This is a genomic window from Frankia sp. AiPs1 (assembly GCF_023716945.1).
Taxonomy (GTDB): domain Bacteria; phylum Actinomycetota; class Actinomycetes; order Frankiales; family Frankiaceae; genus Frankia.
Genome location: NZ_JAMQQF010000083.1, coordinates 1 through 17,652, shown reverse-complemented (window position 1 = coordinate 17,652; position 17,652 = coordinate 1). Strand labels below are relative to the sequence as shown.

16 protein-coding genes and 1 pseudogene are annotated in these 17,652 nt (G+C 70.9%); 6 read left to right on the top strand and 11 right to left on the bottom strand.

The genetic code is table 11. The features are described 5' to 3' along the window. Nucleotides 1–312 precede the first annotated feature (312 nt). On the bottom strand, nucleotides 313–1,722 hold the full coding sequence (locus tag ND748_RS11045) for a DUF1003 domain-containing protein (protein ID WP_251745581.1): 1,410 nt from the start codon (nucleotides 1,720–1,722) through the stop codon (nucleotides 313–315). 842 nt (nucleotides 1,723–2,564) lie between these two features. Between ND748_RS11045 and ND748_RS11040 the strand changes: the two genes are divergently transcribed. Continuing rightward, the gene (locus ND748_RS11040) at nucleotides 2,565–3,902 is read left to right on the top strand and encodes a putative zinc-binding metallopeptidase (protein ID WP_251745580.1); all 1,338 of its coding nucleotides are present in this window, start codon (nucleotides 2,565–2,567) and stop codon (nucleotides 3,900–3,902) included. Here the strand turns inward: ND748_RS11040 and ND748_RS11035 are convergent. Further along, entirely contained in the window at nucleotides 3,841–4,377 is a 537-nt protein-coding gene (locus ND748_RS11035) for a GNAT family N-acetyltransferase (RefSeq protein ID WP_251745579.1), read from the bottom strand. The genes ND748_RS11040 and ND748_RS11035 overlap by 62 nt on opposite strands. A 266-nt stretch (nucleotides 4,378–4,643) precedes the next feature. Here ND748_RS11035 and ND748_RS11030 point away from each other — a divergent pair, with 266 nt between their 5' ends. Together ND748_RS11030 and ND748_RS11025 are read left to right on the top strand one after the other, a co-directional pair. Beyond that, a complete protein-coding gene (locus tag ND748_RS11030; RefSeq protein ID WP_251745578.1) occupies nucleotides 4,644–5,216 on the top strand; it encodes a hypothetical protein in 573 nt (190 codons plus the stop codon). A 130-nt stretch (nucleotides 5,217–5,346) separates the two neighbouring features. Then, nucleotides 5,347–5,631: an SCO4848 family membrane protein gene (locus ND748_RS11025; RefSeq protein ID WP_374215893.1), complete on the top strand. Its 285-nt coding sequence runs from the start codon at nucleotides 5,347–5,349 to the stop codon at nucleotides 5,629–5,631. 141 nt (nucleotides 5,632–5,772) lie between these two features. Here ND748_RS11025 and ND748_RS11020 read toward each other — a convergent pair whose 3' ends face one another. The 4 genes from ND748_RS11020 to ND748_RS11005 all read right to left on the bottom strand — a co-directional run bounded on the left by ND748_RS11020 (nucleotide 5,773) and on the right by ND748_RS11005 (nucleotide 9,302). Beyond that, the gene (locus tag ND748_RS11020; RefSeq protein ID WP_251745576.1) at nucleotides 5,773–6,648 is read right to left on the bottom strand and encodes an LLM class flavin-dependent oxidoreductase; all 876 of its coding nucleotides are present in this window, start codon (nucleotides 6,646–6,648) and stop codon (nucleotides 5,773–5,775) included. Between the two features lie 136 nt (nucleotides 6,649–6,784). Further along, on the bottom strand, nucleotides 6,785–7,384 hold the full coding sequence (locus ND748_RS11015; RefSeq protein WP_251745575.1) for an NAD(P)-binding domain-containing protein: 600 nt from the start codon (nucleotides 7,382–7,384) through the stop codon (nucleotides 6,785–6,787). Between the two features lie 109 nt (nucleotides 7,385–7,493). Then, nucleotides 7,494–8,456 carry a chlorophyllase gene (locus ND748_RS11010; RefSeq protein ID WP_251745574.1) on the bottom strand — a complete coding sequence of 321 codons (963 nt, stop codon included), beginning with the start codon at nucleotides 8,454–8,456 and terminating at the stop codon, nucleotides 7,494–7,496. A gap of 114 nt (nucleotides 8,457–8,570) precedes the next feature. Beyond that, nucleotides 8,571–9,302: an SDR family NAD(P)-dependent oxidoreductase gene (locus tag ND748_RS11005; RefSeq protein WP_251745573.1), complete on the bottom strand. Its 732-nt coding sequence runs from the start codon at nucleotides 9,300–9,302 to the stop codon at nucleotides 8,571–8,573. Nucleotides 9,303–9,397: 95 nt separating this feature from the next. On the opposite strand from ND748_RS11005, the gene ND748_RS11000 reads away from it, so the two are divergent. From ND748_RS11000 to ND748_RS10990, 3 genes are all read left to right on the top strand, one after another. Further along, nucleotides 9,398–10,246: a LysR family transcriptional regulator gene (locus ND748_RS11000; protein ID WP_251745572.1), complete on the top strand. Its 849-nt coding sequence runs from the start codon at nucleotides 9,398–9,400 to the stop codon at nucleotides 10,244–10,246. Nucleotides 10,247–10,547: 301 nt separating this feature from the next. Next, nucleotides 10,548–12,875 (top strand): RecQ family ATP-dependent DNA helicase, encoded by a 2,328-nt coding sequence (locus ND748_RS10995; protein ID WP_251745571.1) that lies wholly within the window; start codon nucleotides 10,548–10,550, stop codon nucleotides 12,873–12,875. Between the two features lie 272 nt (nucleotides 12,876–13,147). Further along, nucleotides 13,148–13,510: a hypothetical protein gene (locus ND748_RS10990; protein ID WP_251745570.1), complete on the top strand. Its 363-nt coding sequence runs from the start codon at nucleotides 13,148–13,150 to the stop codon at nucleotides 13,508–13,510. 103 nt (nucleotides 13,511–13,613) lie between these two features. Here ND748_RS10990 and ND748_RS10985 read toward each other — a convergent pair whose 3' ends face one another. The 5 genes and pseudogenes from ND748_RS10985 to ND748_RS10965 all read right to left on the bottom strand — a co-directional run. Continuing rightward, nucleotides 13,614–14,375 (bottom strand): succinate dehydrogenase iron-sulfur subunit, encoded by a 762-nt coding sequence (locus tag ND748_RS10985; protein ID WP_251745569.1) that lies wholly within the window; start codon nucleotides 14,373–14,375, stop codon nucleotides 13,614–13,616. Further along, nucleotides 14,375–16,129 carry a succinate dehydrogenase flavoprotein subunit gene (sdhA, locus tag ND748_RS10980; RefSeq protein WP_251745568.1) on the bottom strand — a complete coding sequence of 585 codons (1,755 nt, stop codon included), beginning with the start codon at nucleotides 16,127–16,129 and terminating at the stop codon, nucleotides 14,375–14,377. The genes ND748_RS10985 and sdhA overlap by 1 nt, the downstream gene beginning before the upstream one ends. 24 nt (nucleotides 16,130–16,153) lie before the next feature. Beyond that, entirely contained in the window at nucleotides 16,154–16,600 is a 447-nt protein-coding gene (locus ND748_RS10975) for a succinate dehydrogenase hydrophobic membrane anchor subunit (protein ID WP_251745567.1), read from the bottom strand. After that, on the bottom strand, nucleotides 16,600–16,995 hold the full coding sequence (gene sdhC / locus ND748_RS10970) for a succinate dehydrogenase, cytochrome b556 subunit (RefSeq protein ID WP_251745566.1): 396 nt from the start codon (nucleotides 16,993–16,995) through the stop codon (nucleotides 16,600–16,602). The genes ND748_RS10975 and sdhC overlap by 1 nt, the downstream gene beginning before the upstream one ends. A 234-nt stretch (nucleotides 16,996–17,229) precedes the next feature. Beyond that, nucleotides 17,230–17,652, bottom strand: a pseudogene (locus tag ND748_RS10965) (serine/threonine protein kinase); the annotation flags it as partial.

The following is a 17,652-nucleotide window of genomic DNA, read 5'->3' as shown; positions in this document are numbered from 1 at the left end:
GTGGGGGGACGACCGCCGGCTGCGCCGGGGCGCCGACGCCCGCCTCCGTGCTGGCTGCGGTACCGGCCTGCGCAGCTCCGATGGCCTGACCCCCCGAACCGGGAGCCGCCGGCGTCGCGGCCGCCGCGGCGGCCAGGGTAGGGGCGAGCCAGGCCACAGGAGCGAACAGCAGGCTCATGGTCGTGACGGCGAGGATCAGCCTCCGCCGGGCTGCCGGCAGGCGACGGGCTGGCAGGGTTGGACGGGAGCGAGACGACCGGCCGGCACGCACCTACAGAACGCTACTGGCTCGGGCCGTTCCCGCGCGGGCGGTCACGAGACGTGTCGCGAAGCGGCGTCCACCGTGGGTGATTCGCCAGATTTGGTACGTTCCGCCGATCGGCGGGCCGATCCGACGTGCAGGGGGGAACGATGATGTCCGCGACTCGGCGCCGTCCGGCCCGCCCGGTGGGCGGCGGAGCCGCCGGCGCCCGTGTCCGCCCTGGCCGCATCGGTCGCCATCGGTTCGGCCGCAACCGAATCGGCCGCCACCGGTGCGCCCTCGCCTCCCGCGGCGGCGGGACGGCAGCCGTCGACCGCGTTCGCGTCGAGGTGGGTCGGTGCCGACCCGGGGCCGGCGTCGATCGGCTCGACCGGCTCGGTGGGCTCGGTCGGCTCGGTCTCATCGGTCTGGGTGATACCACCGGCGTGCCTGGCCTCGCCGACTCCGACGAGTGACGGGGAGATCCTGCTCGCGCCGCCGCGGCTCGCCGTGACCGCCGGGGATCCTTCGACCAGGGGTCCTTCGACCAGGGGTCCTTCGGCCGGGGATCGTTCGGCCGGGGATCGTTCGGCCGGAGAGCGTTCTGCCGAGGAGCCTGCTGTCCGGGAGCCGCTGCCGGTCGGGACCTCGACGGGAGTGTTCGCTGACGCGATCTTTGCGGCTCGGGTGCGCTTGGAGCCCTTGGGAGGCTTCGGCGCCCTGGTACGGGCAGGGACGGGACCATCGGCGTCCTCGGCGCAATCTGCGCCGCCGTCGCGGGCCGCGGGCGGTGCGGCTGCCGAACCGGTCGTCTGCCGGCCGTCCGGGCCGGACTGGGCCGAGGTTCCGGTCTGGACCGAGGTCCCAGGCCGGGTTGAAGATCCAGGCCGGGCGAACGCGCCGGGCTGGGCGGTCACGCCGGATCGCCGGGCGGCCTGGGGCTGACGGGGGAGTTCGACGGCCTCCCGGAGCAGGCTTTCGAGATCTCCGCGCAGTGCTTCGAGCTGGCCGGCCAGCTCCCCCCGGACGTACTGGCGCGTCGCCGCCTCGCTCTGCGCGAGGCGCAGGGCCGCAACCTCACGGGTCAGGAACTCCGTGTCCTCACGCATGCGGCCGGCGACGGCCCGGTCCTCGGTGAGTGAAGCTCGATCACGGTCGTCCTGACGGTTCTGGGCGAGCAGGATGAGCGGCGCCGCATAGGCGGCCTGGGTCGAGAAGGCCAGGTTCAGCAGGATGAACGGGTAAGGATCCCAGCGCATCAGCGGCAATGCGATGTTCAGGGCGATCCAGACAATGACAATGCCTGTCTGGATCGCGAGATAGCGCCCGGTGCCCAGGAAACGGGCGATGGTCTCCGCGACGCGGCTGACCGTTTCCCGGTCCACCCGGGGCAGTAGTGCGACCCGGCCGGAGACCGGAAGATCGAGACGATCGGTGCCCAGACCTCGACGGTCCGTCGTTCGCGTTGCTGAGATGGTCATGGAAGCTCCCCACCCGCGCGCAGGCGGCTACTGCCGGTTTGCGCGCTCTCGAGCAGGCCGCACGTGCCGTCGCCACGGCGGCCTCAGGTCGACACGACATCAATCGACCGCACCTGCTCGTGCACTGCCCGATCAGATCCGGTGGCCGACGGCCACGCGGATCCGGAAGTCGGCGCCGGCGCGCAGAGGCGCCGGCCAGGCCGCGGTGGGACAGGTGAACGTCACCCCGGACCGAAGAAGCGGCGGCCGACCATGGGGCACCCCGAGTGGGGGCCGAGGCCGAACCTCGACTTCCGAGCAGTGCCCCGGGAGTCGTCTACCCCGGGTTCGTGGACGCGGGCCGGGCGCGCGTGGCGCTCCGGCCGGAGCTCAACGCCGGCTGGCGTCCACTAGCAGGAAGCGGCCGTTACTGGAGCACCCGCCAGGACTCACAGCGGCCACCTCCTCGCGTTGGTCCTCCGTGGAGGATTTTTCGGGGGCTTGTCAAGGATAACTGGCCGATCCGTGACCGGACCTACCGGGGTATCCGTGACGTCCGTCGCGAAGGAGTCACCTGTGGCGTCCGGTCGGCCTGATCCGGGGGGTCAAATCCCCATCGGGTTGCCGGGCAGTCACCGGTGGTGGGGTCATTCGGGGTGAGGCGGTGGCGTTGCCCGCTCCGGACCTTGCGATTTCGGTGGCGTGCCCCGAGTCCGTACGGGCTGGGCAAGCGGCGGGAAATGTGGTGCGTGTGGCGGGTGCAGCGGGGTATGCAGTGGCCGATTGGCGCCGGTGCGCCGTGGATCAGGGCTTTTCGTCCCGTTGTTGCCGCGGGCCAGGCGCCGTGAGATGAAGGGGACCCGGTGAAGGTCAACGGATGCGCTCGGTGCGGGCAGCTCGTCTTCTTCGAGAACACGGCCTGTCTGCGGTGTGGGGCGCCGCTCGGCTTCGAGCCGGACCGTGGCCGGGTCCTCACGCTGGTGCCGGACTCCTCGCCGACGGTCGGCGGCGTGGACCACGATGACGCCCACCGACCCGCGACGGAGTTCTTCGAGCTGCCACCGGTCGCGGAGGTGGCGGCCGGGCTCGGCGACGGGCCGGCGACGGGTGGCCCGGCGGGCCCGCAGCCCCTCGCAGCGCCGCGCGCCGGTGCCGGCACGGATCCGATCGCCCGGGATGTTCTCGAGGCCGTTCCGGTGTCGCGTCGGCGCCGCTACCGACGTTGCGCCAACGCCCGGCTGGCCGGCTGCAACTGGCTCATCCCCGTGCCGGCGCGTGCGGCGCACCCTGCCCCGTCCGGGGAGCTGTGCGTCTGCTGCCGGCTGACGCGGACACGGCCGGCGGACACGGATTCGGTGGGCAAGGAGCAGTTCGAACGGGCGGAGGCGGCCAAGCGCCGGCTCGTCGCCCAGCTCCTCGAACTCGGCCTGCCCGTCGTCTCCCATGCTGACGACCCGGCGACCGGGCTCGCGTTCGACCTGCTGAGCAGCACCAAACAGAAGGTGATGACCGGGCACAGCGACGGCGTCATCACCCTGGACCTGGCCGAATCCGACGACGCCCATCGCGAGACGGTCCGCACCCAGCTCGGGGAGCCCTACCGCACGCTGCTCGGGCACTTCCGGCACGAGACCGGTCACTACTACTGGTCCTCGCTGGTCGACGCCGATTCCGGGCGCGCCGCGCGGTTCCGAGACCTCTTCGGCGACGCGGACCTCGACTACTCCGCCGCCCTCGACCGGCACTACGCCGACGGTCCCCCGCCGAACTGGCGCGAGAGTCACGTCAGTGCCTACGCCACGATGCACCCGTGGGAGGACTGGGCCGAGACCTTCGCCCACTACCTGCACATCCGCGACACGTTGCGAACCGCCGCCGAGTTCGGACTGCAGGTGGCGGGCCCGGACCTCGACTCGTTCGGGGTCGCGCCGCGCAGTCTCGCGGCCGTACCCGCCGACCTGTCGCCGCCGAGGGCGGACGGGCTCGACCGGGGGTCGCCGGAACCCGCCGAGATCATCGCTCAGTGGCTGCCGCTGACCTACGCCCTCAACGCGATCAATCGCAGCATGGGGCGGGACGACCTCTACCCGTTCGTCCTGACGCCCGCGGTCCAGGCAAAGCTTTCCTTCGTCCACGACGTCATCGCCGCCGCCCGGCCCGAGCCGGGTGCAGCGGCCGCAGCATCGGGACGAACGTCTTGACCGCCGGGTCGTCCGTGACCGGCCGCGGACCGCCGAGGACGACGAAGCCGTTGCGGACATACAGCCGTCGCGCCGGCAGGTTCCGGGGCGCCACCCACAGCTTCACCGCCTCGGCGCCGGATCGGATGGCCCAGGTCACCGCGGTCGCCAGCAGAACGTCCGCGGCGCCGGTGCCCCGGGCCGCGGGCGCGACCCACATGGCACCCAGCTCGCGTAACCAGGGCCGGTCGGTCGGGGTGTATCCCTGCACCATGCCGACCGCCGCACCGGCCCGCTCCACGATCGCCGCCAGCTCCGTCGGGGAGTCCGCCCCGGCGCCGGCCTGCCGTGCCCATTCGCCCGCCGGCTGCGCCCGCGCCGCCTCGAGGGTCTGCCAGAAGGCGGCGGGCGAGTCGGCGAGCGCGGCCAGCCGCAGCCGGCGCAGCAGCGGCCCCTCGTCCGGTCGGATATGACGGCCATGGCTGCCTTCCGTCACGGAGGTCGACTCCTCTGCCGTGTCTGCCGTGTCTGCCGTGCGATGGCTGGTGCCGCGGCGGTGTGTCGCGCCCGACCGGCGTCGCCCGGACCGTCCCGACATCCCGCGATCGGCGCGTCCGCCGGCGTGATTGTTGCGCGGGGAAAGAGCCGTGTTGGGCGTAATCGGCAGGACCTTTAGCTCAAACGGCTCCCAGGCGCCCCCGCGAGCGCGGATACTGATCAAAGCGGCGGGACGGCGGAGGAGTTCGCTGGAGATGATCCATCGTGGGTAGGCCCGTCACACTCATCGTGCGCCAGGACGGCTTCTCGTGGTCGGCCTGGTCTCCGCAGTACCCGGGGCTCGCCATGGTGCAGCCGGCCGCGGCGGACCTGCGGGCTGTGCTGCCGGAGGTCCTCGCCTGGTACTTCGGCGAAGACGCCGCGATCGAGCCCCAGGTTCACTGCGAGCGTCAGTTGCACGGCGTCATCGTCCGGCTGGCGCAGGACGCCCAGCTCTACGAACGCGAGCGGGTCGCCGAGCGGCTCGGGGCCGCCCTCGGCGTCGCGAGCCAGCGGGCGCAGTTGCGCTCCGGTCCCGTCAGCGGCGCGGGCGAGGTCACCTTCGTCTGCGCCCTGCAGTCCGACCGGATCAGCTGGCTGACCGCCCAGATGGAGGACGACAACGACGCCGTCGTCGCCCTCCTGCCGGTAGCGGAGACGATGCTGTGGGCCATCCGGTTCGGTCCGGTCGGCGACGGTTCCGCCGCTGCGGTCCAGCCCTCGGCCTACCCGCCCGACACCACGCTGGGTGAGGTCATCCGCACCTTCGCCGGCCCCCGCCAGCAGCTACGCACCTGAGCCGCCGAACGACGCCCCCGGCCGGGGGCCCGTCCACGGGCCGTGCGGCTGGTCTGCCTGGGCTGACCTCCACGGTTCTCTGTCCGGCCGGCAACGAGGCGGAGGACCTTAGGACGTTGCTCACCTGAGCGTGGGTCGATCCCGGGTGCAAGCTGGGTGGGTGACCCTGTCGAAGCGTGCATCCTGGTTCTTGATCATGGTTGGTGTCTGGACGTGGGCTATCTGGCCGAATTTCCTTCGGAACGTGTGGAAGGATGATCGTTCCTGGGACAACGGCCCGACCGGCTTTTTCACTGTCCACTTGGTCCTGACCGTCGTCTCGCTCGCTGTCGGCTCCGTCGTCGGCTGGCTGGGCATCCGCGGTGTGCAATCGGTTCGGGACCGCGACTTGGCTACGCAGCCACGAAGGTCGTGAGCTGAAATATCGCGGCGGCAGGAGCGGCAGGCGGACCCGGCGGGCCATGAACGGCACCGCCACCCCGACACCGACGATCACGGCGGTACGGTCACCGGCATCAAGGCCCACCCGGTCAGTTTTGTGCTTCGCCTGGTGTCCTTAGATCCGCGTGGTGATGAGTTCGTCGGCGACCCACTGGGCGGCACCGGCGGGGTAGGGCGCCGGCAGGCCGAGAACGATGTGCCGGAAGCCGGCGTCGATCGCCTTGCCGACTGCGTCCCGGGTCGTGCCGGGCTGGTCGTAGGAGACCGGCAGGTGGATCGAGCGGGTGATGGCGGCAGGGTCGCGCCCGTTCTCGGCGCAGTAGCGGTCCAGCAGCGCGCTGCGGCTGACGACGTCGTCGATGTCGCCGCCCGGGATGTTCCACAGGTCAGCGTGCTCGGCAGCGATGCGCAGCACGGCGGCCGAACGGCCGCCGATGAGGATCGGCGGGTGGGGACGCTGGACAGGCTTCGGATTGCCGAACGCATCGGTGAGACGGTGGTAGGTGCCGTGGAAGTCGAAGGGTTCGGGCTCGGTCCACAACCGCCGGATAACCGTGCACGCCTCGGCGAGGCTGCCCACGGCGTGAGCGGCGTCATGAAAGGGCAGGCCGTGCGCCTCGTACTCCCGCCGAGCCAAGGGCTGGTCCGGTCGTGAGCCGACGCCGATGCCGAAGTCGAGACGTCCACCGGAGACGGTGTCGACAGTCGTGGCGATTTTGGCCAGCATCGCGGGTGGGCGGATGCGGTTGCTGGTAACGAGCAGGCCGAGGCGCAGTCGCCGGGTCTGGGCGGCGAGGGCCGAGAGCAGGGTCCAGCCTTCGTAGGACGACCCGTCCGGGTCGCCGCCGATCGGCATGAGGTGGTCGAACAGCCACGCGTGCTCGATCTCGGCGATCTCGTCCGCCTCGCGCCAAACCCGCAGGATGTCGTGGTAGCCGATCTGCATGGGGGCGGTCATGATCCCGAAGCTGGGACGGGGTGTGTGCGACATGCAGCATCAGTCCTTTCGTTTCGGTCTTTGACCTTCGTCCCGGCGTCAGAGCCGTGCGCGTGCGTCCCGACGGCGGGCCGCACCGAGTGACGCTTTCCTGACGAGCGACTCGGCGCTGCGGGATAATCGCTTGCTGTCAGCGCGTGATGGCGATGTTGAACCGCATCGTCTGCAAGGCCAGGTAGGTCGCGAAGAACAACGGCGCGGCATGCTCGGTGGCTGTCGCACTGGCCACGCCCCCGAGGTCGAGGATGCTCTCCGTGGTCCAGCCCAGGTCGGCCAGCAATGCCCTGACGGCCGCCTTGGCGTCCTGGTCCTCACCGCTGACGAACACCGTTGCCTGCGAGAGCGAGGCCAGCGGGTCCACCATGATCGAGACATTCATGGTGTTCAGAGACTTGACGACCCGGGCCCGGGGGAAGCGCGTCTGCACCCGCCGGGCGACGCTGTCGTTGGGGTAGGCCAGCGCCATGTCCGGCGTGAAGGCGGCCGACACGTCCAGCACGATCCGATCGGCGAGAACATCCTCCCCGATCCCCTCCAACGTAGAAAGGACAGCAGTGCCAGGGATGGCGATGATGACCAGCTCGGCGCCCTGGACGGCATCCGTCTGACTGACCGACCCGGTGTGGTCCTCGGGGGTACGTGAGCCGTAGGCCACCTCGTGGCCGGCGGACGCGAGCCGTGCTCCCAGCGCAGAGCCCACTTTCCCCTTGCCGATGATCGCGATGCGCACAACTGTCCCTACGGTTTGGGCCCAAATAGCATGAGCGATAGATGTATCAATGCGATGCCGAACCGCACTGGCCGACAGGACACCCGCGGGCGGATGGTTTTCGTGGGGCCTACTTGGATTCGACCTGTCCGAGCGAGTTGTCTCCGGCGGTCAGCGCGTCACACGCTGCCTGCCAGGAAGAGTCTGCGGGATAGAGCGCGGTGCGCAGGTAGGCCCAGGTCAGCTGCTGGATTGCGGTCACCCGCTCGGGGTTCTCGTCCGTGGTCTCGGCGGCGTCATATCCGGAGATCCCGCCGAGCATGTGCCCTGCGTCGAACAGGGTGAGCAGGGACTTGGGGCCGGGAGCGAGGTGATAAGGGTCAGCGTGCCATTCCCAGCCCTGAACCGTCAGGTGCGGCGAGACGTCCTTATCGCCGGCGACCACGAGCGCAGGTGCGGCCATCGTGGAGAAGTCCATGGTCGAGAAGAACGGAAAGTTCTTGGCCGCGGCCTCGCTGAGGGCATCGCCGCCTCGGCCCGGCGCGGCGAGCAGCACCCCTGCCTTGATCCGGGGATCGGCCAGGTTCACTTCCGTTCCGTCCTGGGGATCGGTCAGCCGCGCGCCCAGCAGCATGCTCGCGGTCTGCCCGCCCAACGAGTGCCCGGCTACGGCAACCCTGCTGCGGTCCAGGCGTCCCTGCAGCTGCGGGACGGTGGCTTCGATCACGTCGAGCTGGTCGAGGATCCGCGTCATGTCCTGAGCCCGCGTGCGCCAGAACAGCGGCGCCTCGGGATCGTCGGGATCCACGCTGCGGGCCAGCGTCTTCGAGCTCAGATGGGTGGGCTGGATCATGACGAAGCCGTGCGCTGCCCAGAAGTCGGCGAGCGGGGCGTAACCGGTCAGCGAGGAGAGGTGGTTCGACCTGCCATGGCCGTGCGAGAGCAGGATGATCGGCAGCTCGGTTCCCGTCGCGGGCGCGGAAACCTTGACCTGCAGGTCCACGGCTCGGCTCGGAGCCGACAGCACCACCGGACCGAACGAGAGGACAGCGGTGGGCGCGCTGACGACGTCATTCGGAGTCGACTCGCTCATGATGTTGATCCTCTTCAGGGGCATGCCGCCGGTTCACAAGGCCGACAGCGGGGATGCGGGCCGGAACGACCCGTTTCGACTTCGCCGACCGGCGGGTGATGACCGCCGTGCACATCACCAGGGCACTACGCCAGCGTCCTCGAAGAACGTGCCGGTCGGGCCGTCGTCGGGCAGGGTCGCGAGTTTGATGGCGATCGCCGCCCCCTGTTCGGGGGTGCGCACGCCGCGGAAGCCGTTGAGGTCGGTCGCGACGAAGCCGGGGCAGCCGGCGTTGATCAGGATGTTCGTACCGCTCAGCTCCCGGGCGTACTGGAGGGTGACGGCGTTCAGGAACGTCTTCGACGGCGCGTACGCCACGGCCACCGGACCCGTCGTCTGCTCACCAGCGGTTCCTGACTGCCGGGTAAGGGAGCCGACACTGCTGGACATGTTCACGATCCGCGGCGAGGCAGAGCGGCGCAGCAGCGGCATCATCGCGTTGGTGACGCGGATGACGCCGATCACGTTGGTCTCCACGACCGTCCGGATGGTGGCCGGATCGACCCGGGTGGGCTCCTGCGGCATACCGCCAGTGATGCCGGCGTTGTTGACGAGCACGTCGAGGCGCCCGGCCCGCTCCTCGATCAGTCGTGCGGCGGCGGTCGCGCTCGCGTCGTCGGTCACGTCCAGCGGTACACCGAACGCGTCAACACCGGCCGCGCGCAGCTTCTCCACCGCGGACTCCCGGCGCTGATCGTCGCGGGCGCCGACGCCGACGCTCCAGCCGAGGGCACCCAGGCCCGCGGCGATCTCGTACCCGATTCCCTTGTTCGCGCCGGTGACCAGCGCAATCGTCGGTTCACTCATAGGGTCGATGCTGGCCCGGACCCCGGCGGGGGTCCAACACCGATCAGGTGGCCAACGATACCGCCCAGGTATCGATCCCGGGATAGCGTGGCTGCGTGGAGACCCGGGAACTGCGGTACTTCGTCGCTGTCGCTGAAGAGCTGCACTTCGGGCGCGCCGCGCAGCGGCTCGGGATCGCACAGCCGCCTTTGTCACGGGCTATCCAGCAGCTCGAACGCCGGCTCGGGGCAGCACTCCTGGACCGGACCAGCCGCAGCGTCACGCTGACCGAGGCCGGCTCGGTGCTGCTGGCCGAGGGCCGGGTGGCCCTCGACGCGGTCGACGCCGCCGACCGCCGGACCCGCCGCGCCGCCCTCGCCGCGACCGGCCGTCCCGGCCTGGTCCTGGCCACGAAAGCCGGCGCGTCCAGCGAACTGCTGGCGAAACTGCTCAACGCCTACGCCGCCGAACCCGGCGCGGTCCCCGTCGACGTCACCCTGTGCGGCCCGGCCGAGCAGGAACGACTCCTGCGCGAGGGCTGGGCCGACGTGGCGCTACTGCACCGGCCGTTCGACTCGACGGCCGGGTTCCACACCGCAGAGCTCAGCACGGAGAGCCAGGTTGTGGTCCTGCCGGCCGGGCATCCGCTCACCGTCCGGGCCCACGTACACATGGCCGACATCACCGCGCTGCCAGACCTGCCCCTGCCACGCTGGCCCGACCCCGACGGCGCCTACCCACCCGGCCCCGGCCCGCAGGTCCGCGACCACACGCAGTTGCTGCAGCTGATCGCGCTCGGCCGCGCTTGCACGATCTCACCGGAGTCGTGCCGAGCCCAACTGCACGGGGATCTCGCCGCCGTGCCCGTGCTGGACGCGCCGACGGTCACCACCGTGATCGCCTGGCCACCGCACAGCCGGTCCAGAGCCGTCGCCGACCTCATCCGGACTGCGACACGTCTCTAGCATCACCGCCCCGGGTACGGGTGGTGATGACCAACACGCCGTCGACGACCGCGACCGACTCGACGACCACGGGCCTGAGTCGGTCGTTCCGGATCGCGTTCCGTCACCGGATCGCTGTCGGGTGTGGGCCTGTCCGGCACGGCACCGTTGGGTCTGAGAACCTGAGGGCAGGCGGTCTTCGTCATCGGCCGGAGACGACCTTCAGTGAGATCATGCCGACCCCTGCCCGCCCGCCGCTCAGATTCAGCGCCTGACCTGGGCCGTTCCGGTTCTGTCGGTGGCATCGGGTAGACACCTGTCCATGGCGGCAGACGAAGCGAGTGCGGCGTACCCGGTGGCCGACGGGACCGTGACGGGAACCGGCCCATCGTCGGCCGACGTGACCGGCGCGCCTCGGGTGGTCTCCGCGCAGGCGTCTGTCCGGGCGGCGGGCGGCGGTGCACTGCGGGCGCGGGCGGAGGAGCTGCTGCGCGCGTTGGCCGGGCCGGCGGCGGTGCTGCGGGAGGACCAGTGGCAGGCGATCGACGCGTTGGTCACCGACCGGCGTCGGGTGCTGCTGGTGCAGCGCACCGGCTGGGGCAAGTCGGCGGTGTACTTCCTCGCCACCGCCCTGCTGCGCGGCGAGGCCGGCCCCGCCGCGGCGGCAGGCCCGGGCCGGCGCACCGGGCCGACGGTGATCGTCTCGCCGTTGCTCGCCCTCATCCGCAACCAGGCGGCCGCCGCGTCTCGGCTGGGGATCCGCGCGGGTGAGATTCACTCCGGCAATGTCACCGAGTGGGACGAAGTCTACGCGGCGCTGCGCGCCGGCGACCTTGATGTGCTGCTCGTCGGGCCGGAACGGCTGAACAATCCGACGTTCCGCGACGACTACCTGCCCGAGCTCGCCGCGACCACCGGCCTGCTCGTGGTCGACGAGGCGCACTGCATCTCCGACTGGGGACACGACTTCCGGCCGGACTACCGCCGGCTGCGCACCCTGATCGCCGGGCTGCGCCCGCAGGTCCCGGTCCTCGCCACCACCGCGACCGCCAACCAGCGGGTGGTCGAGGACGTCAGCGAGCAGCTCGACGCCGGTGCCGGTGCCGGGGCCGCTCCGGGGGCGGCCCCGAGCACCCTGGTTCTGCGCGGGTCGCTCGACCGAGCGAGTCTGCGGCTCGCCGTCGTCGACCTGCCCCGAGCCGAGGACCGTTTCGGTTGGCTCGCCGAACGACTGGGCGAGCTGCCCGGGTCGGGAATCGTCTACACGCTGACCAAGGCGGCGGCGGAGGAGCTGACCGCCTTCCTGCGTGGCGAGGGCTACCCGGTCGCCTGCTACCACGGGGGCACCGACGCCGCCGAACGCATCGCCGCCGAGGAGGACCTGCTCGCGAACCGGGTCAAGGCCCTCGTCGCCACCAGCGCGCTCGGGATGGGCTTCGACAAGCCCGATCTGGGCTTCGTCGCGCACGTCGGGGCGCCGTCGTCGCCGATCTCCTACTACCAGCAGATCGGCCGGGCCGGCCGGGCCGTGGAGACCGCCGAGGTCATCCTCCTGCCGGCGGCGGAGGACCGCGCCATCTGGCGCTACTTCGCCGACACCTCCTTTCCGCCCGAGCGTGTGGTCCGTGCGGTGCTCGGGGTGCTCGCGGACGCCGACCGGCCGATGTCCACCCAGGCGCTGCTGGCCGCCGTCGACCTCGGCCCCAGCCGGCTCGACCAGATGCTGAAGGTCCTCGACACCGACGGCGCAGTCCGCCGGGTCAAGGGTGGCTGGACGGCGACCGGAGCGCCATGGCTGTACGACGAGCCGCGCTACCGGCGGGTCGCCGCCGCGCGGGCCGCCGAGCAGCGGGCCATGCTCGACTACATCGCCACCCCCGATTGCAGGATGGAGTTCCTGCGCCGACAGCTCGACGATCCCCACGCCGCCCCCTGCGGGCGGTGCGACCGGTGCACCGGTCGCACCTGGCCGTCGGCGGTCTCGACGGCGGCCAGCACCCGGGCCCGCGAGGAGCTGATGCGCCCGGGAGTGGTCATCGAGCCGCGCAGGATGTGGCCGACCGGCATGAACCGGCTGGGGATCAGCCTGTCTGGCCGCATCCCGCCGACGGCCGGCGCCGAACCCGGACGCGTGGTGGCGCGGCTCGGCGACATCGGCTGGGGCAACCGCCTGCGGCCGATGTTCGCCGCCGGGCTCGACGGCGCAGCGGGGGTCGACGGCGGGGCCGACGGGCCGTTGCCTGCGGATCTGGTGGAGGCGGTCGTGGGCACGCTCGCCCACTGGGAGTGGGCCCGCAGGCCGGCCGCGGTGGTCGCGATCCCCTCGCGCAGCCGGCCGCGGCTGGTCTCCAGCCTCGCCGAACGCATCGCCGCCATCGGCCGCCTGCCACTGCTGGGCCAGCTCGACCGGGTCGCTGACGGGCCGCACGCGGGCCAGGTCCACAACAGCGCGCACCGGCTCGCCGGCCTGTGGGAGGCGTTCGCCGTCCCGCCCGGCCTGCACAGCGCGCTCGGCACGGTCGACGGCCCGATCCTGCTCGTCGACGACCGGATCGTCACCGGCTGGACGATGACGGTGGCCGCCCGTCTGCTACGCAAGGCCGGCGCGCCCGCGGTGCTGCCGTTCGCGCTCGCCGTCGACACCACCTGACGACGTCCGGGGCCGCCGGCGGGCAGCACCGCGCGGGGGGCGGCCGTCAGCCCTGGATCGGCGCAAAGGAATGTTCACCCAAGCACGTTTCGGCAGCCGACTTGGCACGCTGTGCGCACACGGAACATCACGCCGACAAATGGTGTGACACTGAGGTGAAATCAGCCGGCTGACCATGGACATCCCCCGTATTCGTCCTAGCCTTGGCTCGCGGGGGTTTCGGGGCCGGCCGATCGATGGGCGGACGAGACGGAGAGCGGGCACTGATCAAAATGTGGGAAGGCGACCGTTGCACCGCGACGGTGATGGGGGGCGGGCGGGGATACGTCGCCCACCGGTGTGGCAAGCGGGCGGTCGGGAAGGATCCGGACGGGCTGTGCCGGACCCATCGCCTGGAACGGGAGGGTGCGCAGGACACCGACGTCGGTGAGCGGAACTGGCTGCGGGACAGGGAGAACGAGCGGCGGCTGAATGAGCTTGCCCGCCACCTCGACGACTTCTACAGCCTGCCTGTCCGGCTGGAATACGCCGATTCCTCGCCGACCCGCCCGCCGACGGGGCGACTCCTGGTCGATGCCGACGATCTGCTCCGGGTGCTACGCGCCCAGGACCTGATGCCGCGCCGCGCCGTCTGACCCGCGCCTGCCAGCTCCGGTAGAAGACGGCGAAAAGCGACGGATCTCGGGAATGAGGACGAGGGCGGATTGCGGATTTCCCGCGCGCGCCGGTCTCGATCGATCAGAAGCGGCGGAACAGCAGGGCCCGCTTGACCTCCTGGATCGCCTTGGTGACCTGGATACCCCGAGGGCAGGCATTTGTGCAGTTGAAGGTGGTCCGGCAGCGCCAGACGCCCTCCCGCTCGTTGAGGATCTCCAGCCGTTCGTCGGCGCCGGCGTCGCGGCTGTCGAAGATGAAACGGTGCGCGGCGACGATCGCCTGCGGTCCGAAGTAGTCCCCGTCGTTCCAGAACACCGGGCACGACGTCGTGCAGGCCGCGCACATGATGCACTTGGTGGTGTCGTCGAAGCGGGCCCGATCCTCGGCGGACTGTAGGCGTTCCCGGGTCGGCTCGTGGTCGTCCGTGATGAGGTAGGGCTGCACCGCGCGGAACGCGTCGAAGAACGGCTCCATGTCGACGATCAGGTCCTTCTCGACCGGCAGGCCCTTGATCGGTTCGATGGTGATCTCGGGCCCAAGGTCCTTCACGAGTACCCTGCAGGCGAGCCGGTTGGCGCCGTTCACCCGCATCGCGTCCGACCCGCACACGCCGTGGGCGCAGGATCGGCGCAACGCCAGCGAGCCGTCGACGTTCCACTTCACCCACATGATCGCGTCCAGCAGGCGGTCGCTGGGATCGAACGGCACCTGGTAGCTCTCCCAGCGTGCCTGCGCGGCGAACTCCGGATCGAAGCGGCGGATCTTGAGCGTGACGGTCGCGGGCGCCGGTCCGGTCGCGGCCGGACCCGAGGCCGCGGCGGGCCGGGAGTCGACGACGGTCATCAGTACTTGCGCTCCATCGGCTCGTATCGGGTGACGACAACCGCTTTGTAGTCGAGCCGGATGTTCGCCGCCGGCGAGGCGGCGCCCGGCGGTCCCGACCGGTAGGCCATCGTGTGACGCATGAAGTTGACGTCGTCTCGGTTCGGGTAGTCCTCCCGCGAGTGGCCGCCGCGGGACTCGTTGCGCGCCAGCGCCCCCACCACCAGAACCTCGGCGAGGTCGAGCAGGAAGCCGAGCTCGACCGCCTCCAGCAGTTCGGTGTTGTAACGGCGCCCCCGGTCGGACACCCCCACCTGTTGGTAGCGGACCTTCAGCGCGGCGATGTCGCTGAGTGCCTGCTTCAGCGTCGCCTCGGTGCGGTAGACCGACGCGTTGACGTCCATCGACCCCTGCAGCGCGGCGCGGATCGCGGCCGCGTTCTCCGTGCCGGCCCCCGCGCGCAGCCGACCCAGCATGTCGGCCACGAACGACGCTGGGTTCGCCGGCAGGTCGACGTGGTGCGGGGTGGCGGCCGCGTACTCGGCGGCGGCGATGCCCGCCCGCCGGCCGAACACGTTGATGTCGAGCAGTGAGTTCGTCCCCAGCCGGTTCGCGCCGTGCACGGACACGCACGCCACCTCGCCGGCGGCGTACAGGCCGGGGACGACGGTGTCGTTGTCCGCGAGGACCTGCGCGTCGATGGTCGTCGGGATGCCACCCATCGCGTAGTGCGCCGTCGGCTGGATCGGGATCGGGTCGTCGTACGGCTCGATGCCGAGGTAGGTGCGGGCGAACTCGGTGATGTCCGGCAGCTTCGCGTCGAGCTGCTCCGGGGGCAGGTGGGTGAGATCGAGGTACACGTGGTCGGCGTCGGGGCCGCAACCCCGGCCGGCGCGAATCTCGGTGTAGATGGCCCGGGCCACCATGTCGCGAGGGGCGAGGTCCTTGATGGTCGGCGCGTAGCGTTCCATGAACCGCTCGCCGTCACGGTTGCGCAGGATGCCGCCCTCGCCGCGAGCGCCCTCGGTGAGCAGGATGCCCATCTTCCAGATGCCCGTCGGGTGGAACTGGAAGAACTCCATGTCCTCCAGCGGAATGCCGCGGCGAAACGCCAGACCCATGCCGTCGCCGGTCAGCGTGTGCGCATTCGACGTGACCTTGAACACCTTGCCGAACCCGCCGGTGGCGAAGACCACGGACTTGGCCTGGAAGACGTGGATCTCGCCGGTCTTCAGCTCGTAGGCGACCACGCCGGCCGCTGCGCCGTCCTGCAGCAGCAGGTCGAGGACGTAGAACTCGTTGTAGAACTCGATGTCGTGCCGGACGCACTGCTGGTAGAGCGTCTGGAGGATCATGTGGCCGGTGCGGTCGGCCGCATAGCAGGACCGGCGGACCGGCGCCTTGCCGTGGTCGCGGGTGTGGCCGCCGAAGCGGCGCTGGTCGATGCGACCCTCCGGGGTGCGGTTGAACGGCAGCCCCATCTTCTCCAGGTCGAGGACCGCGTCGATGGCCTCCTTCGCCATGATCTCGGCGGTGTCCTGGTCGACCAGGTAGTCACCGCCCTTGATCGTGTCGAAGGTGTGCCACTCCCAGTTGTCCTCTTCGACGTTGGCCAGCGCGGCGCACATGCCGCCCTGGGCCGCGCCGGTGTGCGACCGGGTGGGGTACAGCTTGGTGAGCACGGCGGTCCGGCTGCGCTGCCCCGCCTCGAGGGCGGCGCGCATGCCGGCCCCGCCCGCGCCGACGATGACCACGTCGTACCGGTGGAGCTGCACGCCTACCTCCACACGGGCTCAGGGTCACAGATCTGGATCGAAGGTGAAGATGACCAGCGTGCCGAGGGTGACGACCAGGAACGCCGAGGTGTAGAGCAGCATCTTCAGCCAGAACCGGGTCTGAGCCCGTTCGGCGTAGTCGTTGATCACGGTCCGCAGGCCGTTGGTGCCGTGCAGTTCCGCGAGCAGCAGCATCACCAGGTCCCATGTGCGCCAGAACGGCGATGCCCAGCGACCCGCGACGAAACCGAAGTTCACCCGCTGCACGCCGCCGTCGAGAACGTTCATGATGACCAGGTGGCCGAGTACCAGGAAGAACAGCAGCAGGCCGCTGATCCGCATGAACACCCAGGCGTGGAGCTCGAAGTTGCTGCGTGCCTTCGCGGTGCCCGGCTTCGTCCGCCGCCGCGGCGAGCGCGGGGCGGCCAGCTCCGGCGCCCCCCGATCCGCCGGCGCTGCCGTCGTCGCCATCAGGTCGCGTTCCCGAACAGCGTCTCGGCGGTGTGCTGCAGCATCCGGTAGGCCGCGGGGACGAGCAGCACCACGAAAAGCACGAGTTCGATGTACAGCATCTGCTTCTGGTACTTCGGCCCGGACTCCCAGAAGTCGATCAGGATGATCCGGATGCCGTTGAGCGCGTGGAACAGCACGGCGGCGACCAGGCCGACCTCGAGCAGGTTCACGATCGGGCTCTTGTAGACCTCGATCACCTCGTTGTACGACGAGGGCGAGACCCGGACGAGTGCCGTGTCGAGCACGTGCGCGAACAGGAAGAAGAAGACGAGGACGCCCGTGATCCGGTGGGCGACCCAGGACCACATGCCCTCTCGACCGCGGTACAGCGTGCCCGCTGGTGCCTTCGGCATGAAAGCTCCTCCGGATCGGCCCAGCCGCTCGGCCAGAAAAGATCACCCGGCGACGCTCGCGGCGCCTCGGGCCGGCGATGCGTCGCCGGGACGGCACCGAGTGCCTGCGGCCGATGCCAGTGCGGCCTGGTCAGTGCCGGGCTTGGTCAGTGCCGGGCCTGGTCAGCGGCGGGTCCGGGCCTGGGTGCCGGCGCTGGCGGGTGAACTATGCCACAGCAGGCCCGCCCGCCGCCGTCACTGCGCGGCTGTCGGCGGGCCGGTTGACGGTGGCGGCGCCGGCGCGGTGGTCGGCGGTGTCCGGATGGTCGGGGTCGGCGCGGGAGTGGTCGGTGCCGGCTTGGTCGGCGGGGGAGTCGTCGCGGGGGGCTGCGTCTGCGTCGCTGGCGGCGTCTCGATCGCGGTGCTTCCCTGCGTGCTCGGCGGAGCCTCGGAGGCCGGGGGCGTCGTCGACTGGGGGCGGCGGCTGTGGCGCGGCGTCGGCGGGGTCACCACCGTCGGGGAGGTGTACTGCGGGATGGGCGACGGCGGCGGGGTGGTCGCGACGGTGGCGCGCGGGGCGGTCGTCTTCGGCGCCGTCACGTCGGTCGGCTTGTCCGGCGAGCCACCTCCGGACAGGCCCAGGGCGAGAGCGATCGCCGCGCCGGCCAGGACGACGAC

Bases quoted from the DNA above. Each gene is read 5' to 3' on its own strand.
- ND748_RS11010 (WP_251745574.1), bottom strand. From the start codon at position 8,456: ATGAGCGAGTCGACTCCGAATGACGTCGTCAGCGCGCCCACCGCTGTC.
- ND748_RS11020 (WP_251745576.1), bottom strand. From the start codon at position 6,648: ATGTCGCACACACCCCGTCCCAGCTTCGGGATCATGACCGCCCCCATG.
- ND748_RS10975 (WP_251745567.1), bottom strand. From the start codon at position 16,600: ATGGCGACGACGGCAGCGCCGGCGGATCGGGGGGCGCCGGAGCTGGCC.
- ND748_RS10995 (WP_251745571.1), top strand. From the start codon at position 10,548: ATGGCGGCAGACGAAGCGAGTGCGGCGTACCCGGTGGCCGACGGGACC.
- ND748_RS10990 (WP_251745570.1), top strand. From the start codon at position 13,148: ATGTGGGAAGGCGACCGTTGCACCGCGACGGTGATGGGGGGCGGGCGG.
- ND748_RS10985 (WP_251745569.1), bottom strand. From the start codon at position 14,375: ATGACCGTCGTCGACTCCCGGCCCGCCGCGGCCTCGGGTCCGGCCGCG.
- ND748_RS11005 (WP_251745573.1), bottom strand. From the start codon at position 9,302: ATGAGTGAACCGACGATTGCGCTGGTCACCGGCGCGAACAAGGGAATC.
- sdhC (WP_251745566.1), bottom strand. From the start codon at position 16,995: ATGCCGAAGGCACCAGCGGGCACGCTGTACCGCGGTCGAGAGGGCATG.
- ND748_RS11045 (WP_251745581.1), bottom strand. From the start codon at position 1,722: ATGACCATCTCAGCAACGCGAACGACGGACCGTCGAGGTCTGGGCACC.